The sequence below is a fragment of the Streptomyces seoulensis genome (assembly GCF_004328625.1).
In the GTDB taxonomy this organism is placed as follows: Bacteria; Actinomycetota; Actinomycetes; order Streptomycetales; family Streptomycetaceae; genus Streptomyces; species Streptomyces seoulensis.
On sequence record NZ_CP032229.1, the window covers coordinates 2,956,262 to 2,981,985 of the forward strand.

General features: G+C 71.3%; 21 protein-coding genes and 4 tRNA genes. 13 read left to right on the top strand and 12 right to left on the bottom strand.

Annotated elements, in window-relative coordinates:
- Nucleotides 1–148 precede the first annotated feature (148 nt).
- The 3 genes from D0Z67_RS13775 (at nucleotide 149) to D0Z67_RS13785 (ending at nucleotide 4,652) form a co-directional block, all read left to right on the top strand.
- Nucleotides 149–490, top strand: a complete 342-nt coding sequence (locus tag D0Z67_RS13775; RefSeq protein WP_031179208.1) for a hypothetical protein — start codon at nucleotides 149–151, stop codon at nucleotides 488–490.
- Nucleotides 491–537: 47 nt separating this feature from the next.
- On the top strand, nucleotides 538–4,482 hold the full coding sequence (gene hrpA, locus D0Z67_RS13780) for an ATP-dependent RNA helicase HrpA (protein WP_031179207.1): 3,945 nt from the start codon (nucleotides 538–540) through the stop codon (nucleotides 4,480–4,482).
- 95 nt (nucleotides 4,483–4,577) lie between these two features.
- A tRNA-Asp gene (locus tag D0Z67_RS13785) sits at nucleotides 4,578–4,652 on the top strand.
- Nucleotides 4,653–5,235: 583 nt separating this feature from the next.
- Here D0Z67_RS13785 and bldC read toward each other — a convergent pair.
- Nucleotides 5,236–5,442: a developmental transcriptional regulator BldC gene (bldC, locus tag D0Z67_RS13790; RefSeq protein ID WP_003949541.1), complete on the bottom strand. Its 207-nt coding sequence runs from the start codon at nucleotides 5,440–5,442 to the stop codon at nucleotides 5,236–5,238.
- Between the two features lie 531 nt (nucleotides 5,443–5,973).
- Nucleotides 5,974–6,816, bottom strand: a complete 843-nt coding sequence (locus tag D0Z67_RS13795) for a DUF8083 family protein (RefSeq protein ID WP_031179206.1) — start codon at nucleotides 6,814–6,816, stop codon at nucleotides 5,974–5,976.
- 248 nt (nucleotides 6,817–7,064) lie between these two features.
- Between D0Z67_RS13795 and D0Z67_RS13800 the strand changes: the two genes are divergently transcribed.
- Together D0Z67_RS13800 and D0Z67_RS13805 are read left to right on the top strand one after the other, a co-directional pair.
- Complete coding sequence (locus D0Z67_RS13800; RefSeq protein ID WP_031179205.1) at nucleotides 7,065–8,159, top strand: Leu/Phe/Val dehydrogenase; 1,095 nt, start codon at nucleotides 7,065–7,067, stop codon at nucleotides 8,157–8,159.
- A gap of 345 nt (nucleotides 8,160–8,504) precedes the next feature.
- A complete protein-coding gene (locus D0Z67_RS13805; RefSeq protein ID WP_030816885.1) occupies nucleotides 8,505–8,756 on the top strand; it encodes a DUF3073 domain-containing protein in 252 nt (83 codons plus the stop codon).
- A gap of 98 nt (nucleotides 8,757–8,854) precedes the next feature.
- Here D0Z67_RS13805 and purM read toward each other — a convergent pair whose 3' ends face one another.
- From purM to purS, 7 genes are all read right to left on the bottom strand, one after another.
- On the bottom strand, nucleotides 8,855–9,925 hold the full coding sequence (purM, locus tag D0Z67_RS13810; protein ID WP_031179204.1) for a phosphoribosylformylglycinamidine cyclo-ligase: 1,071 nt from the start codon (nucleotides 9,923–9,925) through the stop codon (nucleotides 8,855–8,857).
- Between the two features lie 43 nt (nucleotides 9,926–9,968).
- On the bottom strand, nucleotides 9,969–11,498 hold the full coding sequence (purF, locus tag D0Z67_RS13815) for an amidophosphoribosyltransferase (protein WP_031179203.1): 1,530 nt from the start codon (nucleotides 11,496–11,498) through the stop codon (nucleotides 9,969–9,971).
- A gap of 203 nt (nucleotides 11,499–11,701) precedes the next feature.
- On the bottom strand, nucleotides 11,702–12,139 hold the full coding sequence (locus D0Z67_RS13820) for an META domain-containing protein (protein WP_234312577.1): 438 nt from the start codon (nucleotides 12,137–12,139) through the stop codon (nucleotides 11,702–11,704).
- A 58-nt stretch (nucleotides 12,140–12,197) separates the two neighbouring features.
- On the bottom strand, nucleotides 12,198–12,953 hold the full coding sequence (locus tag D0Z67_RS13825) for a sterol carrier family protein (protein ID WP_031179201.1): 756 nt from the start codon (nucleotides 12,951–12,953) through the stop codon (nucleotides 12,198–12,200).
- Between the two features lie 59 nt (nucleotides 12,954–13,012).
- Nucleotides 13,013–15,271, bottom strand: a complete 2,259-nt coding sequence (purL, locus tag D0Z67_RS13830) for a phosphoribosylformylglycinamidine synthase subunit PurL (RefSeq protein ID WP_031179200.1) — start codon at nucleotides 15,269–15,271, stop codon at nucleotides 13,013–13,015.
- Entirely contained in the window at nucleotides 15,268–15,948 is a 681-nt protein-coding gene (gene purQ, locus D0Z67_RS13835) for a phosphoribosylformylglycinamidine synthase subunit PurQ (RefSeq protein WP_031179199.1), read from the bottom strand. The genes purL and purQ overlap by 4 nt, the downstream gene beginning before the upstream one ends.
- The gene (purS, locus tag D0Z67_RS13840; RefSeq protein WP_030816897.1) at nucleotides 15,945–16,208 is read right to left on the bottom strand and encodes a phosphoribosylformylglycinamidine synthase subunit PurS; all 264 of its coding nucleotides are present in this window, start codon (nucleotides 16,206–16,208) and stop codon (nucleotides 15,945–15,947) included. Before purS ends, purQ begins: the two co-directional genes overlap by 4 nt.
- A 315-nt stretch (nucleotides 16,209–16,523) precedes the next feature.
- Between purS and D0Z67_RS13845 the strand changes: the two genes are divergently transcribed.
- From D0Z67_RS13845 to D0Z67_RS13880, 8 genes are all read left to right on the top strand, one after another.
- On the top strand, nucleotides 16,524–16,841 hold the full coding sequence (locus D0Z67_RS13845; protein ID WP_030816899.1) for a histone-like nucleoid-structuring protein Lsr2: 318 nt from the start codon (nucleotides 16,524–16,526) through the stop codon (nucleotides 16,839–16,841).
- A gap of 157 nt (nucleotides 16,842–16,998) precedes the next feature.
- Nucleotides 16,999–17,070, top strand: a tRNA-Gly gene (locus tag D0Z67_RS13850).
- Nucleotides 17,071–17,149: 79 nt separating this feature from the next.
- A tRNA-Gly gene (locus D0Z67_RS13855) sits at nucleotides 17,150–17,222 on the top strand.
- A gap of 125 nt (nucleotides 17,223–17,347) precedes the next feature.
- Complete coding sequence (locus D0Z67_RS13860) at nucleotides 17,348–18,286, top strand: ABC transporter ATP-binding protein (protein ID WP_031179198.1); 939 nt, start codon at nucleotides 17,348–17,350, stop codon at nucleotides 18,284–18,286.
- On the top strand, nucleotides 18,283–19,077 hold the full coding sequence (locus D0Z67_RS13865; RefSeq protein WP_051887435.1) for an ABC transporter permease: 795 nt from the start codon (nucleotides 18,283–18,285) through the stop codon (nucleotides 19,075–19,077). The genes D0Z67_RS13860 and D0Z67_RS13865 overlap by 4 nt, the downstream gene beginning before the upstream one ends.
- Nucleotides 19,078–19,094: 17 nt before the next feature.
- The gene (locus D0Z67_RS13870) at nucleotides 19,095–20,369 is read left to right on the top strand and encodes a sensor histidine kinase (protein ID WP_234312575.1); all 1,275 of its coding nucleotides are present in this window, start codon (nucleotides 19,095–19,097) and stop codon (nucleotides 20,367–20,369) included.
- Nucleotides 20,366–20,980 (top strand): response regulator transcription factor, encoded by a 615-nt coding sequence (locus D0Z67_RS13875; protein WP_031179195.1) that lies wholly within the window; start codon nucleotides 20,366–20,368, stop codon nucleotides 20,978–20,980. The genes D0Z67_RS13870 and D0Z67_RS13875 overlap by 4 nt, the downstream gene beginning before the upstream one ends.
- Before the next feature lie 23 nt (nucleotides 20,981–21,003).
- A tRNA-Gly gene (locus D0Z67_RS13880) sits at nucleotides 21,004–21,079 on the top strand.
- Nucleotides 21,080–21,120: 41 nt separating this feature from the next.
- On the opposite strand, the gene D0Z67_RS13885 is transcribed toward D0Z67_RS13880, so the two are convergent.
- From D0Z67_RS13885 to D0Z67_RS13895, 3 genes are all read right to left on the bottom strand, one after another.
- Nucleotides 21,121–22,020 carry a phosphoribosylaminoimidazolesuccinocarboxamide synthase gene (locus D0Z67_RS13885; RefSeq protein WP_031179194.1) on the bottom strand — a complete coding sequence of 300 codons (900 nt, stop codon included), beginning with the start codon at nucleotides 22,018–22,020 and terminating at the stop codon, nucleotides 21,121–21,123.
- Nucleotides 22,021–22,091: 71 nt separating this feature from the next.
- A complete protein-coding gene (locus tag D0Z67_RS13890; protein ID WP_031179193.1) occupies nucleotides 22,092–23,603 on the bottom strand; it encodes a N,N-dimethylformamidase beta subunit family domain-containing protein in 1,512 nt (503 codons plus the stop codon).
- A gap of 295 nt (nucleotides 23,604–23,898) precedes the next feature.
- Nucleotides 23,899–25,692, bottom strand: a complete 1,794-nt coding sequence (locus D0Z67_RS13895; RefSeq protein ID WP_031179192.1) for a membrane protein — start codon at nucleotides 25,690–25,692, stop codon at nucleotides 23,899–23,901.
- Nucleotides 25,693–25,724: the final 32 nt, after the last annotated feature.

Genomic DNA, 25,724 nt, shown 5'->3' on the forward strand with positions numbered 1-25,724 from the left:
CGGGCCGAACCCCCTCCAGTATCTGGAGGGGGTTCTTGCGTTTCCGGGCCGCTTTCAGGGGACCGGAAAGCGCGGTTGCAGGTGGGAGGTGCGGGACTAGAGTAAAAACGCATCCATTCGTGGGGAAATCACCCAAGGGGGCGCTCTCATGCCCGCCACGAACAGAAAACGGACGGCTGCCCTGTGTTCGGTCTTCCTGGCCGCCGGTGTCGTCCTCGCTCCGATCGGCTTCCAGCAGGCGGCCTCGGCGGCGCCCGCTCCGTCCCATGTCAGCACGGCGGCCAAGGCGCCCGCCTCGCAAGGGGACTACCAGCGCGGGTTCCGGGACGGGTTCAGGTCCGGGTACCGCGACGGCCGTCACTGCCATCACCACGACGGTGAGCACCATGACGGGAAGGGCATGTCGCTGAAGGACTCCGACCGTGACTACCAGCAGGGATTCAAGAACGGCTACAAGTCGGGCTTCCGGCTCGGCGTGAACTCCTGCTGACAATTCATTCGCGCGGGATTTCCCCGAGGTGAGATCCTGGATCGCGTATGTCTACGCATCCCGCCCCCGCCTTGGGGTCTCTCGCCTCCCGTCTGACCGAGCTGTCGCTGCGTGACGCGCACCGGCTCGGGCGCAGGCTCGAAGGCGCACGCAAGATCCGTAAGCCGGAGGCGCGTGCCGCCGTGCTGGCCGAGCTGGAGGGCGAGGTCGACAAGGCCGCCTCCCGGATGGCCGAACGGCGCTCCCGTGTGCCCACGGTCAGCTATCCCGAACAGCTCCCGGTCAGCCAGAAGAAGGACGAGATCGCGGCAGCCATCCGCGATCACCAGGTCGTCATCGTGGCCGGCGAGACCGGTTCCGGAAAGACCACGCAGATCCCCAAGATCTGCGTGGAGCTGGGCCGGGGCCTGCGCGGGATGATCGGGCACACCCAGCCCCGCCGGATCGCCGCCCGCACGGTCGCGGAGCGCGTCGCCGACGAGCTGCGCACCCCGCTCGGCGAGACCGTCGGCTGGAAGGTCCGCTTCACCGACCAGGTGAACCCGGACGCCACCTTCATCAAGCTGATGACCGACGGCATCCTGCTCGCGGAGATCCAGAACGACCGCGAGCTGCGCGCCTACGACACGATCATCATCGACGAGGCCCACGAGCGGTCCCTCAACATCGACTTCCTGCTCGGCTACCTCGCCCAGCTGCTGCCGAAGCGCCCTGACCTGAAGGTCGTCATCACCTCGGCGACCATCGACCCGGAGCGGTTCTCCCGGCACTTCGGGGACGCCCCGATCATCGAGGTCAGCGGGCGGACGTACCCGGTGGAGGTGCGCTACCGGCCGCTGCTGGAGGAGGACTCCTCCGACGCCGACCGGGACCAGATCACCGCGATCACCGACGCCGTCGAGGAACTGATGGCCGAGGGTCCCGGCGACATCCTCGTCTTCCTCTCCGGCGAGCGGGAGATCCGGGACACCGCGGACGCGCTGGAGAAGAAGAAGTACCGCTCGACCGAGGTGCTGCCGCTGTACGCGCGGCTCTCGCACGCCGAGCAGCACCGGGTCTTCCAGCAGCACACCGGGCGCCGGATCGTGCTGGCGACCAACGTCGCCGAGACCTCGCTGACCGTGCCCGGCATCAAGTACGTGATCGACCCCGGCTTCGCCCGGATCAGCCGCTACAGCCACCGCACCAAGGTCCAGCGGCTGCCCATCGAGCCGGTCTCGCAGGCCAGCGCCAACCAGCGCAAGGGCCGCTGCGGCCGTACCTCCGACGGCATCTGCATCCGGCTGTACAGCGAGGACGACTTCCTCGCCCGGCCGGAGTTCACGGACGCCGAGATCCTCCGTACCAACCTCGCCTCCGTCATCCTGCAGATGACCGCGGCCGGCCTCGGCGACATCGAGAAGTTCCCCTTCATCGACCCGCCGGACCACCGCAACATCCGTGACGGCGTCCAGCTGCTCCAGGAGCTGCACGCCTTCGACCCCGCGCAGAAGGACCCGCGCAAGCGGATCACCGACACGGGCCGCAAGCTCGCCCAGCTGCCGGTCGACCCGCGCCTGGCGCGGATGGTGCTGGAGGCCGCGAAGAACGGCTGTGTCCGCGAGGTCATGGTCATCGCCGCCGCCCTGTCCATCCAGGACCCGCGCGAGCGCCCGGCCGACAAGCAGACCCAGGCCGACCAGCAGCACGCCCGCTTCCGCGACGAGACCAGCGACTTCCTCGCCTACCTCAACCTGTGGCGGTATCTGCGCGAGCAGCAGAAGGAGCGCGGCTCCTCCTCGTTCCGCCGGATGTGCAAGCAGGAGTACCTGAACTTCCTGCGGGTGCGGGAGTGGCAGGACATCTACCTCCAGCTCCGCACGGTCGCCAAGCAGATGGACATCCATCTCAACGAGGACGACGCCCCCGGCGACCGCGTCCATGTCTCCCTCCTCGCGGGCCTGCTCTCCCACGTCGGGATGAAGGACGTGAAGGACGGCAACAAGAACGAGTACCTGGGCGCCCGCAACGCCAAGTTCGCGGTGTTCCCCGGCTCCTCGCTGTTCAAGAAGCAGCCCAAGTTCCTGATGTCCGCCGAGCTGGTGGAGACCTCCCGTCTCTGGGCCCGCGTCAACGCCAAGATCGAGCCGGAGTGGGTCGAGCCGCTCGCCGGCCACCTGCTGAAGCGCACCTACAGCGAGCCGCACTGGGAGAAGGACCAGGCGGCCGTGATGGCGTACGAGAAGGTGACGCTGTACGGCGTGCCGATCGTCGCCCAGCGCAAGGTGAACTACGGGCGGATCGATCCGGAGATCTCCCGCGAGCTGTTCATCCGCAACGCCCTGGTCGAGGGCGACTGGCGCACCCACCACAAGTTCTTCGCCGACAACCGCAAGCTGCTCAGCGAGGTCGAGGAGCTGGAGCACCGGGCGCGCCGCCGGGACATCGTCGTGGACGACGAGACGCTGTTCGACTTCTACGACCAGCGGGTGCCCGAACACGTCGTCTCCGGCGCCCACTTCGACTCCTGGTGGAAGCACAAGCGGCACGAGCAGCCCGACTACCTGGACTTCGAGCGGGAGATGCTCATCCGGGAGTCGGCGGAGGCGGTCACCAAGGCCGACTACCCCGACAGCTGGCGCCAGGGCGAGCTGAAGTTCCGGGTCACCTACCAGTTCGAGCCGGGCGCGGACGCCGACGGTGTGACCGTGCACATCCCGCTCCAGGTGCTCAACCAGGTCACCGACGAGGGCTTCGACTGGCAGATCCCGGGTCTGCGCGAGGACGTCGTCACCGAGCTGATCCGCTCGCTGCCCAAGCCGATCCGCCGCAACTACGTCCCGGCGCCGAACTACGCGAAGAAGTTCCTTCAGCGGGCGGTCCCGCTCCAGGAGCCGTTGGCGACGACCATGGCGCGCGAGCTGAAGCGCATGGTGGGCGTGCCCTTCGACGCCGAGGACTTCGACTGGGCGAAGGTGCCGGACCATCTGAAGGTCACCTTCCGGATCGTGGACGAGCGGCGCCGCAAGCTGGCCGAGGACAAGGACCTGGAGGCGCTCAAGCTCCAGCTGCGTCCGAAGGCCCGCCAGGCGATCTCGCAGGCGGCCGCCGCCACCGCGTCCCGGCAGGGCGGACCCTCGCTGGAGCGCTCGGGCCTGACCGACTGGTCGATCGGCACGCTGAGCCGGGTCTTCGAGACCCGCCGGGCCGGCCAGCCGGTGAAGGCGTACCCGGCGCTGGTGGACGACGGCGACACCGTCTCGGTCCGCCTCTTCGACACCGAGGAGGAGCAGGCCGAGGCGATGTGGAAGGGCGTGCGCCGGCTGATCCTGCGCAACATCCCGGTGAACCCGGCGAAGTTCGCGTCCGACAAGCTGACCAACGCGCAGAAGCTCGCGCTCTCGGCCAACCCGCACGGCTCGGTGCAGGCGCTGTTCGACGACTGCGCGATGGCGGCGGCCGACAAGCTGATCGCGGACTTCGGCGGTCCGGTGTGGGACGAGGAGTCGTACCGGAAGCTCTACGACAAGGTGCGGGCCGACATCGTGGACACGACCGTGCGTGCGGTGGGCCAGGTGCAGCAGGTGCTGGCCGCCTGGCAGGCGTGCGAACGGCGCCTGAAGGGCGTCTCCAGCCCCGTGCTGCTGGCCAACCTCGCCGACGTACGGCAGCAGTTGGACGCGCTCGTGAAGCCCGGCTTCGTGACCTGGGCGGGGATCGCCCGGCTGCCGGACCTGACGCGCTACCTGGTGGCCGCCGACCGGCGTCTGCAGCAGATGCCGGGCAACGTGCAGCGGGACACCACCCGGATGCAGAAGGTCCACGAGATGCGGGACGAGTACGCCTGGCTGCTGGAACAGCTCCCCCAGGGCCGGCCGGTGCCCCGGCGGGTGCTGGACATCCGCTGGATGCTGGAGGAGCTGCGGGTCAGCTACTTCGCCCACGCTCTGGGCACCGCGTATCCCGTCTCCGACAAGCGGATCGTGAAGGCGATCGACGCGGCCGCGCCGTAATCACACGGTCGCACCGGGTGAGTTCGACCCGGGCACCCGGACTCCTGTACAGTCCTTCTCGCAGCGCAACGCAGAAACGAAGCGCGGCACCAGATGGTCCTGTGGAGCAGTTTGGAGTGCTCGCCACCCTGTCAAGGTGGAGGCCGCGGGTTCAAATCCCGTCAGGACCGCAGTGAAGAGAAGGGCCCCCGGTTTTCCGGGGGCCCTTTCGCTGTTCCCGGGCATGTGCGGGCACCCCTGGGCGCACACCTGGGCTTTGCCCCAACACCCGTTCCTCCAGGGGGTGGTGGGACGGGAGGGCGCCAATAGCGCACCTGTGCGCGGGACAACAAGCGTCTCGGCGTGTGACGGGAGTCACTGCATGAGTTTTTGAAAGTCAGGTTTTTACCACTGCCCTACAACAGGTCAATTTAATATGTGCAATTGCACTCTCCCCGAGAGTGTCCCGCGCGCCTCCCGGAGCAGACGGGGAGGGCTTCCCACAGGCTCCCCCAGGGCTTCCCGCACCCCTCCCCAGACTCCGACAAGGCCGCTCACGCGGCGGCCCCGCAGGCGCCCGTGAGCGCACAAAAAAGATCGCGCTGGACCCGGCGGAGTCCAGCGCGATCCATGACGCTCTCGGTGCCACGTGCCTCCGGAGTTCGTCCGGCGTGGGCATGGGGCCTGTTGGGGCAGGCCCGCGTCGTTGTGGAGCTAGGGTTCGGGCGCTTCGGCCGGTTGGGGGGCCGGTCGTTTTGCCCGGTTGTTCAGTTGTTATGCCTCGCTGCGCTGCTGCGGGATGCCCGCGAGCAGGGCACGGACCTCCGCCTCGCGGTAGCGCCGATGCCCGCCGAGCGTGCGGATCGACGTGAGCTTGCCGGCCTTCGCCCACCGCGTGACCGTCTTGGGGTCGACACGGAACATGGTGGCGACCTCAGCCGGGGTCAGCAGCGGCTCGGCATCAGGGGTGCGAGCGGTCATGAGCGGCCTCCTCGGGAGAACCGAACCTTCTCGGTTCTTTCCTCTAAATTCTGCACCTTGACCCGCGTTGCCCGAAATGGCGGACGCGAGTCGAGTCGGTTATAGGACGAACGGCTTGTCCTCGGCACTACAACTACACCATCTGTCCAGCCGCGTCGGCCAAACCGATGGAATTGCCCTCCCAGGTGTTCATCCACGACGGAAGCCGATGGACCATGCCATAGCGGACAGTCACGCCAACGTGACGATCAGTCACATGGCGATCGGGAGTCACAAGACCCCCCAAAGCTAACAATGCGGGCAATCCGCCCATAGTGGAGCGCAGATGGGCAGACAGAGTCCTCCCCGGACTCCTTGTCCTATTTTGGCACGAGGAGTGGCAAGAGACGCAAGGGCCGTGTAAGTGCCGTCCATCACCCAATGAGGCAAAAGCCCGGTTCGAGGCCAACGCCCCGTCAAACGGTCCAAGTTCCGTAGACCGTACGCTGTTCGAGCCTATTTCGACCGTGACGTGCGTCACTCCGTACGGGCTCAGTTCGCCGAGCGCAGGTCCCGGATCGACCGCCAGCGGGTGGCGAGGCGGGTGTAGGCGCGGGTCGCGGCGCTCTCGTCGCCCCGGCGCAGCGCGTCGATGCCGGCGGCCACGTCCGCCGCCGAGTGGTCCCCCTCCAGCGTCCCGGCCGGCACCGCGTGCACCAGGCCGCCGTAGTCCAGCTCCACCACCGAGCGCGGGTGGAACTCCTCCAGCCAGCGGCCCACGTCCAGCACGCCGTCGATCAGCGGGCTCTCCTGCACGGTGTCCCTCAGGGTGCGCAGCGCCCGCGCCACCCGGCGCCGGGCCTGCACCATCGGCGTGCGGTAGCGCAGCAGGGCCGGGGTCTCGCCGCTGCGCGGCTCGTAGCGGCGCTCCTCGTCGGCGACCAGCACGAACCAGTTCAGCGGGATCTGCCAGGTCGCCCCGCGAATCCAGGGGCGGGCCTCGGGATTGCGCTCCAGCCAGCGCTCGTAGTCCTGGGCGGCCTGGTCGCGCACCAGGGGCGGCAGCACCGCGTCCAGCACCGGGGTGGGCAGCTCCTCGCCGAGGCCGGACAGCGCCTGCCAGCCGCGCAGCCGGGTGCGCCAGGGGCAGACGCAGACCACGCCGTCCCGCTCCAGCACGAACGCGTCGGCGCTCTCGTGCACCGGCACCGCGACGGGCGGGGTGGGCAGCAGGTCGGCCAGTGAGCGGCGCAGCTCGTCCTGGTAGGTGGGGCGGTCGGCGCGGCGGGCGTAGCGGGACCAGTGCTCGCGCTCCGGCTCCGGAAAGGCGGCCAGCGGCTCGTACACGCGCAGGTAGGCGGCGTAGGGGACGATCACCGAGGACACCTTGGCCACGCCTGCTCCCTCCCCGTCCGGGTCACCTGGAAACCACTGCAAATCGTGCCACGCCATCGCCGGGGCGTCGCACCTGCGGGTGATCTGGTGCTCAGGCCGGTCGCGGACCGCGCGCAGGCTCTACGCTCAGCCGTGCGGCCCAACCGCCGCGTGGCAGCACCCCGCCGCCTCCCCCGCCACCAAAAGTGTGGGGGAACCCCCAGGGGCTTCAGGCCCCGCCCGCCGCTTCTTACACAGGAGTCACCACAGTGACCGAGGTAACCGGCGTCACCGCAGATGTCCTGCACACCCTGTTCCGCTCGGACCAGGGCGGCCATGAGCAGGTCGTGCTCTGCCAGGACCGCGCCACCGGCCTGAAGGCCGTCATCGCCATCCACTCCACCGCGCTGGGCCCCGCGCTCGGCGGCACCCGCTTCCACCCGTACCCGGACGAGGCGGCGGCCGTGGCCGACGCGCTCCAGCTCGCGCGCGGGATGTCGTACAAGAACGCCATGGCCGGGCTCGACCACGGCGGCGGCAAGGCCGTGATCATCGGTGACCCCGCGCGGGACCGCACGGAGGAGCTGCTGCTCGCCTACGGCCGCATGGTCGCCTCGCTCGGCGGGCGCTACGTCACCGCGTGCGACGTGGGCACCTATGTCGCCGACATGGACGTGGTGGCCCGCGAGTGCCGCTGGACCACCGGGCGCTCCCCCGAGCAGGGCGGCGCCGGCGACTCCTCGGTACTCACCGCGTTCGGCGTCTACCAGGGCATGCGCGCCTCGGCCCAGCACCTGTGGGGCGACCCCTCGCTGCGGGACCGGGTGGTCGGCATCGCGGGCGTGGGCAAGGTCGGCCGGCATCTGGTCGGGCACCTGCTCGCGGAGGGCGCCCAGGTCGTGGTGACCGACGTCCGCGACGAGGCCGTGGACGCGATCGTCGAGGCCCACCCGGCGGTGCGCCGGGTCGCGGACACCGCGACGCTGATCCGGCTGGCGGGACTCGACATCTACGCCCCCTGCGCGCTCGGCGGGGCGCTGGACGACCACACGGTGCCGGTGCTCACCGCGTCCGTGGTGTGCGGCGCGGCCAACAACCAGCTCGCCCACCCCGGCGTGGAGAAGGACCTTGAGGACCGGGGCATCCTCTACGCGCCGGACTACGTGGTGAACGCGGGCGGGGTCATCCAGGTCGCCGACGAGCTGCACGGCTTCGACTTCGAGCGGTGCCGGGCGAAGGCGGCGAGGATCTTCGACACCACGCTGGCGATCTTCGCACGTGCGAAGGCGGACGGGGTTCCGCCGGCCGCCGCGGCCGACCGGATCGCCGAGCAGCGGATGGCCGACGCGCGCGCCGCACGCTGACCGACACGCCGGGGCGGCACGGCCCCGGCGATCTCGCCCGGCCCCCGTCGGGGTGGGCGCCCGGGGCCCCCGGCGGTACCCGCCGGGGGCAACTTGGAGAGAACTGTCACTTCCGTCGGCGGGTCGTACCCCGATAAGTGGTTAAAATCGCCATTGACCAGCGAGGACAGGGCTCCTCGTGGGTCCTGTGCACACGCGCGTGCTGCGGGCGACGTACCGTATGGGCGCGGGCTCAGGTACCGTGGAAGCCCTACGGACCGGCCTCTCTGCGGGGAGTCCGTTTCGGATCATGAACGCGTGTCAGACTCTGGGGCCGTTGAGCCCCGTCACCGAGGGGGTCGAGCCATGGGGCGCGGCCGGGCCAAGGCCAAGCAGACGAAGGTCGCCCGCCAGCTGAAGTACAACAGCGGTGGGACTGATCTGTCGCGTCTGGCCAGTGAACTGGGCGCATCGACTTCGAACCAGCCGCCGAACAGCGAGCCGTTCGAGGATGATGAGGACGACGAGGAAGACCTCTACTCCCGTTACGCCGACCTCTATGAGGACGACGACGAGGACGAGGACGACGGTCCCTCACAGCACCGTCGCGGCGCTTGACCTTGCACTGAGCTTGTTGCGATGAGCAACGGAAGACCGGTCGGTGGCACTGCCACCGACCGGCTTCTGTGCTGTCCGGAAACCGGCCGGCGGCCGCGCTAGACCGCGTAGTCGCCGACGAGTCCGGCGGCGCTCTCCTGCTCGCCGCGCTCGGCGATGGTGCCCGCCACCCAGGCTTCGACGCCCCGGTCGGCCAGCGTGGTCAGGGCCGCCTCGGCGGACTCCGCCGGGACGACGGCCATCATGCCGACGCCCATGTTCAGCGTCTTCTCCAGCTCCAGCCGGGCCACGTCGCCGCTCCGGCCGACCAGGTCGAAGACCGGGCCCGGCGTCCAGGTGGAGCGGTCCACGGTGGCGTACAGGCCGTCCGGGATCACCCGGGCCAGGTTGGCCGCGAGGCCGCCGCCGGTGATGTGCGAGAAGGCGTGCACCTCGGTGGTGCGGGTCAGCGCCAGGCAGTCCAGCGAGTAGATCTTGGTGGGCTCCAGCAGCTCCTCGCCGAGCGTCCGGCCCAGCTCCGCGACCTCGCCCTCCAGCGTCAGCCCGGCCCGCTCCAGCAGCACGTGGCGGACCAGTGAGTACCCGTTGGAGTGAAGCCCGGAGGACGCCATGGCGATCACCACGTCACCGGAGCGGATGCGGTCGGGGCCCAGCAGCCGGTCGGCCTCCACCACGCCGGTGCCGGCACCGGCCACGTCGAAGTCGTCCGGGCCGAGCAGGCCCGGGTGCTCGGCGGTCTCGCCGCCCACCAGGGCGCACCCGGCGAGCACACAGCCCTCCGCGATGCCCTTGACGATCGCGGCGACCCGCTCGGGGTGGACCTTGCCGACGCAGATGTAGTCGGTCATGAACAGCGGCTCGGCGCCGCACACCACGATGTCGTCCATGACCATCGCGACCAGGTCGTGCCCGATGGTGTCGTACACGCCGAGGCGGCGCGCGATGTCGACCTTGGTGCCCACCCCGTCCGTGGCGGAGGCCAGCAACGGGCGCTCGTAGCGCTTGAGGGCGGAGGCGTCGAAGAGGCCGGCGAAGCCGCCGATGCCGCCGAGGACCTCGGGGCGGCGGGTCTTCTTCACCCACTCCTTCATCAGCTCGACGGCGCGGTCGCCCGCCTCGATGTCGACGCCCGCGCTCGCGTAGCTGGCGCCCGTGGTCTCAGAGGACATGACTTGAGAGAACTTTCCTGTCGTACGGCTCGGACGGCGCGGCTCAGGGACGCCGGATGGCGTCGGCCGCGGCGGTGGTGGCGGGCCCGGCCGCCAGCTCGGTCTCCAGCAGCTGCTTGCCGAGCAGCTCGGGGTCGGGCAGGTCCATCGGGTACTCACCGTCGAAGCAGGCGCGACACAGGTCCGGCTTGGCGATGGTGGTCGCCTCGATCATGCCGTCGATGGAGATGTACGCGAGCGAGTCGGCGCCCAGGCTGGTGCCGATCTCCTCGATCGTCATGCCGTTGGCGATCAGCTCGGCGCGGGTGGCGAAGTCGATGCCGAAGAAGCAGGGCCACTTCACCGGGGGCGAGGAGATCCGGATGTGGACCTCGGCGGCGCCCGCCTCGCGCAGCATGCGGACCAGGGCCCGCTGGGTGTTGCCGCGCACGATGGAGTCGTCCACGACGACCAGGCGCTTGCCCTTGATGACTTCCTTGAGCGGGTTCAGCTTCAGCCGGATGCCGAGCTGGCGGATCGTCTGCGAGGGCTGGATGAAGGTCCGGCCGACGTAGGCGTTCTTCACCAGGCCGTTGCCGAAGGGGATGCCGGACGCCTCGGCGTAACCGATCGCGGCCGGGGTGCCGGACTCCGGCGTCGCTATGACCAGGTCGGCCTCGGCGGGCGCCTCCTTGGCCAGGCGGCGGCCCATCTCGACACGGGACAGATAGACGTTCCGGCCGGCGATGTCGGTGTCCGGGCGGGCCAGGTACACGTACTCGAAGACACAGCCCTTGGGCTTCGCTTCCGCGAACCGGGAGGTGCGCAGACCGTTCTCGTCGATGGCGATGAACTCGCCCGGCTCGATCTCCCGGACGTAGGACGCGCCGCAGATGTCGAGCGCGGCGGACTCGGAGGCGACCACCCAGCCGCGCTCCAGCCGGCCGAGGACCAGCGGGCGGATGCCCTGCGGATCACGGGCGGCGTAGAGGGTGTGCTCGTCCATGAAGACGAGGCTGAAGGCGCCCTTCACCTTGGGGAGCACCGCGTGGGCGCCCTCCTCGATGGTCAGCGGCTTGCCGTCCTCGTCGACCTGCGCGGCGAGCAGTGCCGTGAGCAGGTCGGTGTCGTTGGTGGCCGCGACCCGGGTGGAGCGGCCGTTGGTGTCCTTGGGCAGTTCGGCGACCATCTCCGCCAACTGGGCGGTGTTGACCAGGTTGCCGTTGTGGCCGAGCGCGATCGAACCGTGCGCGGTGGCGCGGAACGTCGGCTGGGCGTTCTCCCACACGGAGGCGCCGGTGGTCGAGTAGCGGGCGTGACCGACCGCTATATGACCCTGGAGCGAACCGAGCGAGGTTTCGTCGAAGACCTGGGAGACCAGGCCCATGTCCTTGAAGACGAGGATCTGGGAGCCATTGCTTACCGCGATTCCCGCGGATTCCTGGCCCCGGTGCTGGAGGGCGTAGAGCCCGAAGTACGTGAGCTTTGCGACCTCTTCACCCGGCGCCCAGACACCGAAGACGCCGCAAGCGTCCTGGGGGCCTTTTTCGCCGGGAAGCAGATCGTGATTGAGTCGACCGTCACCACGTGGCACGTCCCCGAGTGTAGGCGAGGCCGACCGCTGGGCCGAATCAGGGATATGTGGCCCTCGCCGAAGCCGGACTCGCGATCACCTTGGTGGATTCTACGTTTTTGCAGGTCAGCGAGGTGACCGCGCGCCGGGTCAGGAGCGGCCGGGGCTCAGGTGAGCGCTCCGGGGGCCTCTGAGGGGCGTCCTGAGTGAGTTGTCGCACATCATCAGGACGCGCTCGGCGTGAGCTGGACGCGTCCGCCCTCGCCCGTGGTGAGGGTGAGCGCCCCGTCGTCGGTACGGGCGGTCAGGGCACCGGAGTTGAGGGCGCGGGTCAGCGCGCGTTCGAAGGTCATCCGGGGTGCGTCACAGGCCATCCGGGTCGTGCGCAGGGTGCCGAAGTCGATCCGGGCGCCGTCGATGGTGGTGGGCGCGGAGAAGGTGTTGCAGCCGAGGTTGCCGCTCGCGCGGCCCTCGTCGTCGATACGGATGCGGGCGGCCGCGGGGGCGCGGTGCGTGGTGTCCCCCTCGGTGACGCCGGTCACCCGCCAGTCGGTGCCGGTGAGCTTCGGCGGCGGGGCCACCGAGCCGCTGCCGGTGTCGGCCGTGTCGTTCCCACAGGCCACCGCGAGCGGTACGAGCGCGGCGGCCACGGTCAGTGTCATGCGCTGCGTGTGCCGGTCCATGCGGGTTCGACGTGCGCGGCGCCGCCGGGGTTCCCCGCTATCGGCCGAGTGGCAGCAGCCCGGAGAGGTCGGCGCGCTCCCCGCTGGCGCTCACCTCGGCCCGCTCGACGGCGTCCGCCCAGCTCAGACGCCCGGTGGCGAGGCGGACCCAGGTGAGCGGGCCGGTCTCGACCACGTTGGGCGGGGTCCCCCGGGTGTGTCTGAGCCCCTCCACGCACTGCACCACCGCGTACGGCGGCACCCGTACCTCGGTGGACCCGCCGGGCGCCTTCACGGCGAGGGCGTCGGCGAGCAGCCGGGTCGCGGCGGCCAGCGCGTGCCGGTCCAGCGGCACGTCCAGTCCGGGCACCGCGTCGGACAGGTCGTCGGCGGCGAGGACCAGCTCGACGGCCCGGGTGACCAGGAACTCGTTGAGCGGCAGCACCCCGGCCCCGGTGTCCACCAGCGGACTCCCGGCGTGGTCGCCCAGCAGGGCCCGCAGGTCGTCCTCGGCGCCGGCGAGGTCGAACGGTACGGGCGTGAAGGCGACCGCCTCGCGCAGCGGCCACTCCGCGAGCGGCAGCGTCTGCTTGAACCGCGCCGGCCGCTCCACCGCCTGCCGCACGGCGACGACACACGCGGCGACCTGCGCGGCCAGCTCCCGCACCGTCATCCCGTCCCGCCGTGTGGGCAACGCGAGCTGCCCGGGGTCCAGCCCCTCGACGGCCGCGCGCACCGCACCGAGCTGAGCGAGCACGGCGGTACGGGTCCGGAGGGGGTCGTACTTACGGGGGCGCTTCTGGGCCGGGGGCATGGAGCGACCCTATGCCGGGACGGCCCCCGTCCGGGTGGGACAGGGGCCGTCCTCGGTCGTCACGCCAGCAGAGCCGGGATCGTGTTCTCGTGCGCCTCGCGCAGCTCGGCCAGGGGGAGGGTGAACTCGCCCTGGATGTCGACGGAGTCACCGTCGACGACGCCGATGCGGGTGGCCGGGAGGCCCCGGGCGCCGCACATGTCGGTGAAGCGCAGCTCCTCCGAGCGCGGGACGGCGACAAGGGCGCGGCCCGCCGACTCCGAGAGGAGGAAGGTGAAGGCGTCCAGACCGTCCGGGACGATCAGCCGCGCGCCCTTCTCCCCGAGCAGCGCCGACTCGACCACGGCCTGGATCAGGCCGCCGTCGGAGAGGTCGTGCGCGGAGTCGATCATGCCGTCGCGGGAGGCGGAGATCAGGATCTCGGCGAGCAGCCGCTCCCGCTCCAGGTCGACCTTCGGGGGCAGCCCGCCGAGGTGGTCGTGGACGACCTGGGACCAGGCCGAGCCGCCGAACTCCTCGGAGGTGTCGCCCAGCAGGTAGAGGAGCTGGCCCTCCTCCTGGAAGGCGACCGGGGTGCGCCGGGCCACGTCGTCGATGACGCCGAGGACCGCGACCACCGGGGTCGGGTGGATCGCCGCCTCGCCGGTCTGGTTGTAGAGGGAGACGTTGCCGCCGGTCACCGGGGTACCGAGCTGGAGGCAGCCGTCCGCCAGACCGCGCACGGCCTCCGCGAACTGCCACATCACGGCCGGGTCCTCGGGCGAACCGAAGTTCAGGCAGTCGGAGACGGCGAGCGGCTTGGCACCGGTCGTCGCCACGTTCCGGTACGCCTCCGCCAGCGCCAGCTGCGCGCCCGTGTAGGGGTCGAGCTTGGCGTAGCGGCCGTTGCCGTCGGTGGCGATGGCGACGCCGAGGCCGGTCTCCTCGTCCACGCGGATCATGCCGGAGTCCTCCGGCTGGGCGAGGACGGTGTTGCCCTGCACGAAGTGGTCGTACTGCGAGGTGATCCACTTCTTCGACGCCTGGTTGGGCGACGCGACCAGCTTCAGGACCTGCTCGCGCAGCTCCTCGGGCGTGGCCGGGCGGGGCAGCTTGTTCGCGTCGTCGGCCTGGAGGGCGTCCTGCCACTCGGGGCGGGCGTAGGGACGCTCGTAGACCGGGCCGTCGTGGGCGACGGTGCGCGGGTCGACATCGACGATCTTGCCCCCGTGCCAGAAGATCTCCAGCCGGTCGCCGTCGGTGACCTCACCGATGACCGTGGCGATGACGTCCCACTTCTCGCAGATCTCCAGGAAGCGGTCGACCTTCTCCGGCTCGACCACCGCGCACATGCGTTCCTGCGACTCGCTCATGAGGATCTCCTCGGGCGAGAGCGTGGAGTCGCGCAGCGGTACGTCGTCCAGGGTGACGCGCATACCGCCGGAGCCGTTGGAGGCCAGCTCGCTCGTCGCGCAGGACAGGCCCGCCGCGCCGAGGTCCTGGATGCCGACGACGAGCTTCTCCTGGAACGCCTCCAGGGTGCACTCGATGAGGAGCTTCTCCTGGAAGGGGTCGCCGACCTGGACGGCCGGACGCTTGGAGGGCTTGGCGTCGTCGAAGGTCTCGGAGGCGAGGATCGAGGCGCCGCCGATGCCGTCGCCGCCGGTGCGGGCGCCGTAGAGGATGACCTTGTTGCCGGCGCCGGACGCCTTGGCGAGGTGGATGTCCTCGTGCCGCATGACGCCGATGGCACCGGCGTTGACCAGCGGGTTGCCCTGGTAGCAGGCGTCGAAGACGACCTCGCCGCCGATGTTGGGCAGGCCCAGGCAGTTGCCGTAGCCGCCGATGCCGGCGACCACGCCGGGCAGCACGCGCTTGGTGTCGGGGTGGTCGGCGGCGCCGAAGCGCAGCGGGTCCACGACCGCGACCGGGCGGGCGCCCATGGCGATGATGTCGCGCACGATGCCGCCGACGCCCGTGGCCGCGCCCTGGTAGGGCTCGACGTAGGAGGGGTGGTTGTGCGACTCGACCTTGAAGGTGACCGCGTAGCCCTGGCCGACGTCCACCACACCGGCGTTCTCACCGATGCCGACGAGCATGGCGTCCGACTGGGGCGCCTTCTCGCCGAACTGGCGCAGGTGGACCTTGGAGGACTTGTACGAGCAGTGCTCGGACCACATCACCGAGTACATGGCGAGTTCGGCGCCGGTCGGGCGGCGGCCGAGGATCTCGACCACGCGCTCGTACTCGTCCTTCTTCAGGCCGAGTTCGGCCCAGGGCAGCTCGACGTCAGGGGTGGCGGCCGCGTTGTCGACCGTGTCCAGAGGCGTCCGGCTCATGCGTTGACCAGCTTCTTCAGGATCGAGGTGAAGAACGGGAGGCCGTCGGTGCGGCCGGTTCCGATCAGCGGCTCGACGGCGTGCTCGGGGTGCGGCATGAGGCCGACCACGTTCCCGGCCTCGTTGGTGATGCCGGCGATGTCGCGCAGCGAGCCGTTGGGGTTCAGGTCCAGGTAGCGGAAGACCACCCGGCCCTCCGCCTCCAGCTTGTCGAGCGTGTACTCGTCGGCGACGTACCGGCCGTCCATGTTCTTCAGCGGGATGTGGATCTCCTGGCCCTGGCGGTAGTCGCCGGTCCAGGCCGTCCCCGCGTTCTCCACCCGCAGCTTCTGGTCGCGGCAGATGAAGTGGAGGTGGTCGTTGCCGAGCATCCCGCCGGGCAGCAGGTGCGCCTCGGTGAGGACCTGGAAGCCGTTGCAGATACCGAGGACCGGAAGGCCGGCCTTCGCCTGCTCGATGACGGACTCCATCACCGGCGAGAAGCGGGAGATCGCCCCGGCGCGCAGATAGTCGCCGTAGGAGAAACCGCCGGGCAGCACCACGGCGTCGACCTGCCCCAGGTCCTTGTCCTTGTGCCACAGGGCTACGGGTTCGGCGCCGGCGAGGGTGATCGCGCGCCGGGTGTCACGGTCGTCGAGACTTCCCGGAAATGTGACGACACCAATACGAGCGGTCACTCCGCGGCCCCCGCGACTTCCTCCACCTTCACGGTGAAGTCTTCGATCACGGTGTTGGCGAGGAAGGATTCCGCCAGATCATGGATGCGGGCGAGCGCGGCCTCGTCGACCGGCCCCTCTACTTCCAGCTCGAATCGCTTTCCCTGGCGGACGTCCGAGATCCCGGTGAAACCCAGGCGCGGCAGCGCACGCTGGACCGCCTGGCCCTGGGGGTCGAGGATCTCCGGCTTGAGCATGACGTCGACTACGACGCGTGCCACTGGCACTCCCGGTGTGTGGTGCTGAGCAGGTTCCTTCAGACTACCCGTACAAAATTTCTACGCGGGTAGAGTTGGAGGTTTCTACGTGACCCGCATCACGATCGGGTGTCGAACACCGGCCCCGGTGAAAATTTCTGGGAAAGTTCTGCGGGCCGCCGGTGATGCCTATTGAGTCCGGACACGCGGAGGTATTCAGTAGGGCTTCCCATTTCATTGGCGCGCACTGTACAAATGAATTGGCAATAGCCGATACTCGGCACGTCTTTGCCGGTGAACACCGGTGTACCGACGTGCCGCACGAAGGGACCGATATCCGTGGCGCAAAAGGTCGTGGTCACGCTCTTCGACGACATCGACGGCTCGGAAGCGGCGGAAACGATCGCCTTCGGACTCGACGGCAAGTCGTACGAGATCGACCTGAACGAAACCAACGCCAAGAAACTGCGCAAGGCGCTCGCGCCCTACGTGGAGGCCGGCCGCAAGCGCGCCCGGTCCGGCAAGGCGTACCGGCAGACCGAGGTCGCCCCCGACCCGTCCGCCATCCGCGCCTGGGCCCAGGCCAACAAGATGGACGTGCCCGCGCGCGGCCGCATCCCCAAGAAGGTCTACGAGGCGTTCAGCGAGGCCCGCTGAGCCGGCGGGGGCGGACCCCTCAGGGCCTGGACCGGCGGGCCCTGAGACTCGTTCACCTGTCCCCGGGGGGAACCGACTTGCGCAACCCCCCTGCTGATCGGCTAATGTCTGGCTCACGCCGAGGGGCGAGGCCGAAAGGCCGAAACCCACGGAGCGTGCGGGTGTAGTTCAGTAGTAGAACACCCCCCTTCCAGGGGGGAGGCGCAGTGTGCGATTCCTGTCACCCGCTCTGGCACCGGTCATGACCATCCTTTTGGATCAGGTAGGCTGGTGCTCGCACCGATCGGTGGGAGCCGGTCGGGAGCAGTGCGGACGTAGCTCAGTTGGTAGAGCGCAACCTTGCCAAGGTTGAGGTCGCGAGTTCGAGCCTCGTCGTCCGCTCAGTGAAAAGGCCCCGGTCCTCGGACCGGGGCCTTCTTCATGCCCGCGTGGACGCTGACATTTGTCATGCCGGCCGATGACATCGCGCACTGCCGGGCCACCTGAAACGCCGGGACGCTGAAGTCATGGACAGCAACCCACAGAAACCCGTGATCGAGGTCACCGGACTGCGGCGGGTCTACGGCTCCGGATTCGAGGCCGTACGCGGCATCACCTTCTCCGTCGCCCGCGGCGAGATCTTCGCCCTGCTCGGCACCAACGGCGCGGGCAAGACCTCCACCGTCGAACTGCTGGAGGGCCTCGCGGTACCGGCCGGGGGCCGGGTGAGAATCCTCGGGCACGATCCCCACGCCGAGCGGGCCGCCGTACGGTCGCGTACCGGCGTCATGCTCCAGGAGGGCGGCTTCCCCTCCGACCTCACCGTGGCGGAGACCGCCCGCATGTGGGCGGGGTGCGTCAGCGGCGCCCGGCCCGAGGCGGAGGCGCTGGACCGGGTCGGCCTCACCGGGCGGAGCGGCGTACGCGTCAAGCAGCTCTCCGGCGGTGAGCGGCGGCGGCTCGACCTGGCGCTCGCGCTGCTCGGCGACCCCGAGGTGCTGTTCCTGGACGAGCCGACGACCGGTCTGGACGCCGAAGGGCGCCGGGACACCTGGGAGTTGGTGCGCTCGCTGCGTGACGTGGGGACCACCGTGCTGCTCACCACGCACTACCTGGAGGAGGCGGCGGACCTGGCCGACCGGCTGGCGATCCTGCACGAGGGCCGTATCGCCGCCTCCGGCACCCCCGCCGAGGTCACCGACGGGCGCCCGGCCGGCATCTCCTTCCGGCTGCCCACCGGGTACTTCGCCGGCGACCTGCCCCCACTGGCCGAACTCGGCGTCTGCGCCCATGAGATCACCGGCCGCACCGTCCGGCTCAGCACCCGCGAGCTCCAGCGGACGGCCACCGGGGTGCTGGCCTGGGCGGAGCGGGCCGGGGTCGAACTGCACGGCCTGGACATGCGGTCGGCGTCACTGGAGGAGGCGTTCCTCCAGATCGCCGGAGAGCGGGAGGTGGCGGCATGAGCGCGCCGGCCCTGTCGGCGGGAGCGGCGAGCGGATCGCTGCGTCGGATGCGGGCGCTGGCCCGCGCCGAACTCACCCTGCTGGGGCGGAACAAGGGCGTGGTGTTCACGGCGCTGGTCGTGCCGCTCACCCTGCCGTTCACCGCGCGGCAGGCCCTCGGTCAGGACGAGCTGGCGAAACTCGGCCTGAGCGCCGGCACGGTGATGCTCCCGGCCGCCGTCGGCTTCACCTTCCTGTTCGCCGTGTACGCCTCCCTGGTCAACGCCTATGTGGCCCGCCGCGAGGAACTCGTCCTCAAGCGGCTGCGCACCGGCGAACTCTCCGACCCCGAGATCCTCGTCGGTACCGCGCTGCCCGCCCTGGTCCTCGGCCTGGCCCAGGCGCTCCTGCTCTGCGCGGGCTGCGCGGCCCTGCTGCGCCTCGGCCCGCCGAAGGCACCGCACCTGGCGCTGCTGGGGCTGTTCACCGGGCTGGTGACCAGCGCCGCCCTGGCCGCGCTGACCTCCGCCTTCACCCGGAGCACGGAGAGCGCCCAGGTGACCGCGCTGCCGGTGGTGTTCGCCTCGATGCTCGGCTCCGGCATCATGTTCCCGACCGAGGCCATGCCCGGCCGGCTCGCCCGCATCTGCGAGTTCCTCCCGCTCTCCCCGGCCGTCCGCCTGGTCCGCGGCGCCTGGACCGGCCACCTGAGCGCGTACGGGGCACTGGGCGCCTCGGCGGCCGCGCTGGCCTGGGCGGCCGTGGCCGTGTTCGCCGCGCGGCGCTGGTTCCGCTGGGAACCGCGCCGCTGACCGGGAGGAGGAGCCGGGTGCTGGAGGAGACCGCGCGCCCCGCTGAGATCCGGGGTTTCGGGCCGGGCCGGATACGCGCGCTGCGCGAGCGGCACTGGCGGGTGCGGAGCAAGGCGGAGCGGGTCGAGCTGACCACCCTCGGCATGTGGCACCTGACGCCGTGGCTGCTGTCGGTGAGCTGGCTGCTGACACCCCTGATCGGCGGCCTGCGCCACCGGCCGGTGCCGCTGGCGCTCGGCGCGCTGCTCCTGGTGGTGGGCGCCGCGCAGTGTGCGGCGGCCGACCGGCTCACCCGGCCCGCGCTCGACCAGTACCTCGGCCGGGCCCCGCTGCCCGCCGGGGCGCTCCGGACCCCGGCGGCGCTCCTCGGTACCGCTCTCGCGCTGATCGTGGCGCTGACCGCGCTCGACGGCGTGGAGAGCTGGACGGCCCGGCTCGCCGTGGGCGCCGTGCTGATGGCGTTCGGGCAGCCGTACGCACTGCTGGTGCCGATGGCGGTCTATCTGCGGCGGGCTGGAGCGCTCACCGTGGTGCTGGTCGCCGCGCTCTGGCCGGCCCGGCCCGACGACGGCGCCGGGGTGCTGGGCGTCGGGCTGACCGTGGCCTTCGCCGTCGTGTTCGCGCTGGGTGCCGGGCGCACCGGCGCGTGGACGCTGTCGGTGCTGTGGGAGGCGGAGCGGGCGCGGGAGGTCCAGGCCCGGCTCGCGGTCGCGGAGGAACGGCTGCGGTTCGGCCGGGACCTGCACGACGTGCTGGGCCGGAACCTGTCGGTGATCGCCCTCAAGAGCGAGCTGGCCGTCCAGCTGGCCCGGCGCGGCCGGCCGGAGGCGATGGAGCAGATGGCCGAGGTCCAGCGCATCGCCCAGGAGTCGCAGCGCGAGCTCCGCGAGGTCGTACGCGGTTACCGGGAAGCCGACCTGACGGCCGAACTGGCGGGCGCGAAGGGCGTGTTGGATGCCGCCGGGATCGAGTGCTCGGTGCGCGCCGAGGACGTGGTGCTGCCGGTGCCGGTGCAGTCGGCGCTGGCGTGGGTGGTGCGCGAGGCGGCGACCAATGTGCTGCGGCACGGGGACGCGCGGCACTGCGCGGTGGAACTGGTGACGGGGAAGGACCATGTGGTGCTGACGGTCGAGAACGACGGCGCGGGCGAGGCGGCCGGGAGCGGGGGCTCCGGTCTGGCCGGGCTGCGGGAGCGGCTGGCCGCCGTCGGGGGCACGCTGACGGCGGGCCCGGCGGGCGAGGACCGGTTCCGGCTCGATGCGCGGGTGCCGGTGGACGGGGTGAGCGCGTGAGCGGGCCGGTGCGGCTGCTGCTCGCCGACGACGAGCATCTGATCCGGGGCGCGCTGGCCGCCCTGCTCTCCCTGGAGGACGACCTGGCCGTCGTCGCGGAGGCGGCGAGCGGACCGGAGGCGCTGGCGATGGCGCGGGCCCACACCCCCGACGTGGCGGTGCTGGACCTCCAGATGCCGGGCGCCGACGGTGTGAGGGTCGCCACAGCCCTGCGGGCCGAACTGCCCGGCTGCCAGGTGCTGATCGTGACCGGGCACGGACGGCCGGGCCACCTGAAACGGGCGCTCGCGGCCGGGGTGCGGGGGTTCGTGCCGAAGACGGTCAGCGCCGGACGGCTCGCCGAGATCATCCGTACCGTGCACGCCGGAAACCGCTATGTCGACCCCGAGTTGGCCGCCGACGCGATCTCCGCCGGTGACTCCCCGCTGACCGCGCGGGAGGCCGAGGTGCTGGAACTGGCGGCCGACGGGGCGCCGGTCACGGAGATCGCCGAGCGGGCCGCGCTGTCCCCGGGAACGGTACGGAACTACCTCTCCTCCGCCGTCACCAAGCTGGGCGCGGAGAACCGGCACACCGCGGTGCGTCTCGCACGCGACCGGGGTTGGGTATAGTTGGCTCCGCGCCACGGCGCACTGCGGACGTAGCTCAGTTGGTAGAGCGCAACCTTGCCAAGGTTGAGGTCGCGAGTTCGAGCCTCGTCGTCCGCTCCATGAAGAAGCCCCCGGTTTTCGAACCGGGGGCTTCCTTCGTCTCAGCTCCAGCGGGTGCCGGTCAGGCGCTCGTACGCCTCGATGTACTTGGCGCGGGTCGCCTCCACCACCTGCTCGGGCAGCGCGGGCGGCGGCTGCTCGCTCTCGCGGTCCCAGCCGGACTCGGGGCCGGTCAGCCAGTCCCGCACGAACTGCTTGTCGTACGACGGCTGGGCGTGCCCCGGCTCCCAGGTCTCGGCCGGCCAGAAGCGGGACGAGTCGGGGGTGAGCACCTCGTCGGCGAGGACCAGGGTGTCGCCGTCGAAGCCGAACTCGAACTTGGTGTCCGCCAGCACGATCCCCCGCTCCCGGGCGATGTCCCGGGCACGGCCGTACACCGCGAGGGTGAGCTGGCGGAGCTGGGCGGCGGTCTCCGCGCCGACCTGGCGGGCCACCTCCTCGTACGACACGTTCTCGTCGTGCTCGCCGACCTCGGCCTTGGTGGCCGGGGTGAAGATCGGGCCGGGCAGCTCCGAGCCGTCCACCAGCCCCTCGGGCAGCGCGAGCCCGCAGACCGTGCGCGACTCCCGGTACTCAGCGAGGCCCGAGCCGGTCAGGTAGCCGCGCGCCACGCACTCCACCGGGACCATGTCCAGCGACTTGCAGACCAGGGTGCGGCCCGCCCAGTCGGCCGGGGCGCCCTTGGGCAGCTCGGTGCTGATGACATGGCTCGGCGCCAGGTCACGGAGCTTGTCGAACCACCACAGGGACAGCTGGGTAAGCACCCGGCCCTTGTCGGGGATCTCGGTGGGCAGCACCCAGTCGTACGCGGAGATGCGGTCGCTGGCGACCATCACGAGGTCGCCCGCCTCGTCGCGGTACAGCTCGCGCACCTTGCCGGTGTGCAGGTGCACCAGACCCGGAACCTGGATCGGCTCGGGCTTTTCTACGAATCCGGACACGGTTCCTCCCCGTGGTTCTGTCCAACTGCCTCGATTCTCCCGTATGCCGGGGACGGGGCAGGTGGCAGGGGTCAGTCCCGCTTGCAGATACGGTCCAGCAGGTTGGCGGTGGCGCGCTGGACACGGGCGTCCACATGGCCGGGCCGGTCCAGCGCGGGGGACCAGGCGAAGGTGCCGGAGGCGAAGACCCAGGCGCCGGAGGGGGCGCGGTACAGGGAGGTCTCCTGGTGGCGCCGGACGCCCTCGCCGTCGATGTAGGGGGAGTGCGCGAGCAGGACGCGCTCCTCGTGCTCGGGCAGCGCGGTGCGCGGGAAGTACCGGTCGGCCTCGCCCGCGACCAGGCCCGCGATCTCGTCGCCCTCGCGGGCACCGGTGGCGTCCCACAGCCAGTGGTCGGCGTTGCGGACGATCAGCGGGTGCGGCTCGGGCACCCGGCCCGCGTACTGGATGCCGATCACCTGCTGCTCGGGGCGGTCGATCTCCCGCCAGAGCACCGGTCTGCCGGGGCCCTTGCGCTTGCGGCAGGTCAGCAGCCGGTCCGGCACCCCGGACGCGGAGGGCGACAACTCCACCTGCCAGTACATGGTGTTGGCCGACAGGAAGACCAGCGAGGTCCCCCGGTCGCGGGCCTCCTCCACCGCCCGCCGCATCGGCACCGACCAGTACTCGTCGTGGCCGGGGAAGACCAGGCCCCGGTACCGGGTGGGGTCGATCCGGCCGGCGTGCAGATCGCGGGCGTCCGCGTAGGCGAGGTCGTAGCCGTAGCGCTCGGCCCAGCGGATGAAGTCGTAGGCGTGGCCCACGTGCAGGGGCAGGCCCGCGCCCGCGTAGGGGCGGTCGAAGGAGACGGTGGTGGCCGCGTCGGCCTCGCCGAGCAGCGAGCCGTCCTCGTCCCAGGCGTGGTAGAGGCTTGCCCCGGTGCGGCCGTCCTCCGGGTAGAGGTTGTACGCCTGCCAGGTGATGTCCGGGAGCAGCAGGAGCAGGTCGGCGGGCTCGTCGTCGCGGACCGTGAAGGGGACGTGGGAGCGGTAGCCGTCGGCGGTGGTGAGGACCGCGACGTACGCCCCGACCCGCCACTCGGCGGGCACCTGGAGGCGCCAGGAGAGCCACCAGTGGTGGCAGGAGACCGTACGGTCGGCGGCGAGCGGCGCGGACTGGACGATGCCGGAGAGCCGGGGGCTGGTGGTGATCTTCGCGGCGCCGTGCCCGGCGTAGTGGCCGATCCGGTAGATGTCGACGCTGAACTCCTGCGGCGGGTCGACCGTGATGTGGAAGTCGATCGCCTCGCCGGGCGCCACCGCGCCGGTGGACGCGAACCCCTTGATCTGGCGGCCCACGTCGTCGGCCGAGCGCGGTCCGGGACCGGCCGAACGCGGCGCCGGGACACGCGCGCCGGGACGGCCGTACCGGGTGGTGGCCGGGGCCGGCTGGATGGGGTCGACGTACCAGGGCACCACGTGTCCGGTGTCGTCGAAGTAGGTCTCACTGCCGCGCAGCCAGGGCACCGGGCCCAGGCCGAAAGGGTCGGTGACGGCGTGCGCGAGCGCTCCCGACTCCCACCGGCGGATGTGTTCCGAGGTCATGGACGCCCCCTCCCTCGTGTCCCCCGTTGCCATGATGGCGTTGTCTGTGGTGCCAGGACCGGAACCCGGTGTCGTCGCTTGCGCTCTCGGGTGTGCTCGGTGCACCGGATCGCTCGGCCGTGTGGGCGTGTGTCGTATGCCCGTGCCATGTGCGTGTCGCTCCCAGCACATCACATAACGCACGACTCCGGTCACTGTTCGTTGTGAATTGGCCTGAAGTGGAAGGTGCTGCTCCGTTACAGCGGTGGACGGCCGGGGCTCCTGGTGCCGGGTGACGGCTTCTGTGCCGCCTGGCTCAGACCAGCCGGACCGGCTTCTCCGGCCGTATCCCGGACTCGGCCAGCCACGCGCGCAGCGGGCCCGGATCGCCCTCCTCGATCAGGGTGAGCACCTTCGGGGTGAGGTCGGCGGCGCGCTCGCCGTCCAACAGCAGGGTGGGGCCGTCCAGCCAGTCCAGACCGGGGGCGGCTCCGGCGGTGTCGACGGCCGCGCAGCAGATCATCGCGGTGATGTGCGCGGCGAGCAGTTCGCGTCCGGTGCGCGGGGGCTGGAGGGGGAACAGGGGGAGGTCGCCGTCCTCCCAGAGCGCCCTGTCCGGTCCCTGCGCCCGCGCGCCCGGCTTCACGGCGCTCTCCTCGCGCTCCTCGCGGGCGAGGGCCGCGCTGAGGCCGGCGGCGAGGAGGGCGCTGCGCTCGGTGGCGGGGTCGGGGTCGGCGTCGGCGGTGTCTGTGGTGTCTGCGCGGTGGTCTTCGTTGTCGAGGGGCGGGGTCGGGGCCGGGACCGTGGGGACGCTGTCGGTGGCGGGCTCGGTGAGGTGGTCCAGGACGCGGGCCAGGGTCGGGCCGCCGGGGTCCGGGGTGGCCGGGTCCAGGCTGGGGCTGACGCCCAGGGAGTCCAGGACCCGGTGCAGCCGGGCCGCCTCCGCGCGCCAGGTGCGGTCCACGACCTCCTCCGGGTACGCCTGCCAGTCCACCGGCGCCCAGTTCGGGCCCGACTCCGCCGGACCGCCGTGGAAGAGGCGGGCGGTGAGCAGGGACACCGCCTCGTCCACCGCGCCGGGCTCCTCCAGCAGGTCGCACGCGGGGCGCTCGCCGAGCCGGGCGGCGAAGCCGTCGGCCAGCCGGTCGCGCCGGGACAGTTCGGTCAGCGCGGCGGCCACGCCCACGTCCAGCCGGGACGGCCAGCGGCCCATCCGCCAGGCGGGCAGCGCCACCTTGGTCAGCAGCCGGTCCCAGCCCGCGTACGCCAGGCCGACCTGTTCCTGGGCGGCGATCCGGGGTCCGTAGTCCACGGCTTGGGCGCGCTCGGCGGCTGCCGTGGCCACCCCGCGCTCCATCAGCGCCGCGTGCTCACGGCAGCCGCGCAGCAGCAGCCGGGCCACCCGGCCCAGGGCCGCGTACACCCACCGGGTCAGCGGGCCCCGGCCCGGCGCGTCGGCGACCGCCACCGCGGCGTCGAGCCCGCGCACGAAGCGCCGGGCGGCGGCTATGTCGGGCTGCGCGGACGGGCCCGTACCGGCGACGACCGGGGCCAGCACCGCGCGCAGTTCCGCCACCCGCATCCACCACAGGAACGGCGAGCCGATCACCAGCACCGGCGCCGGGACGACCGGCCGCCGCTCGGGGCGGGCACCGGGGACCACCGGCCCGTCGTGCGCGCGGGTGACGGGCGGGGCGTGCGCGGGGTGCGTACGGTCCTCCAGCCAGCTGTCGCAGTCCGGGGTGAGCGCTATCGCGGAGGGGGCGGGCACGTCCAGCCGCTCGGCCAGGTCGCGCACCATCCGGTACAGGTCGGGGGCGGAGCGCTCGGACACCGGGACCGTGGGGCTCGCGGCGGGGCGCGCGCGGGCCACCACCAGGGCGATGCCGGCGGCGGCCAGCAGCACCAGCACCGCGAGGACGCCCACCACCCAGCGGGCGGTGTCCCACCCCTCGCCGGCGAACTGGCCGGTGGCCGCACCGGTCAGCAGGATCACCTCGGCGGCCGCGGGCAGCAGCGCCACGGCCAGCGCCCGGCTGCGCACCCGCAGCACGGCCAGCGCGCGCGAACGCGCGGCCCTGGCGCCCAGCTCCCCACCGGTTCCGGTCATGCGCGACGCTCACCCCCTCCGTGCCGATCGCG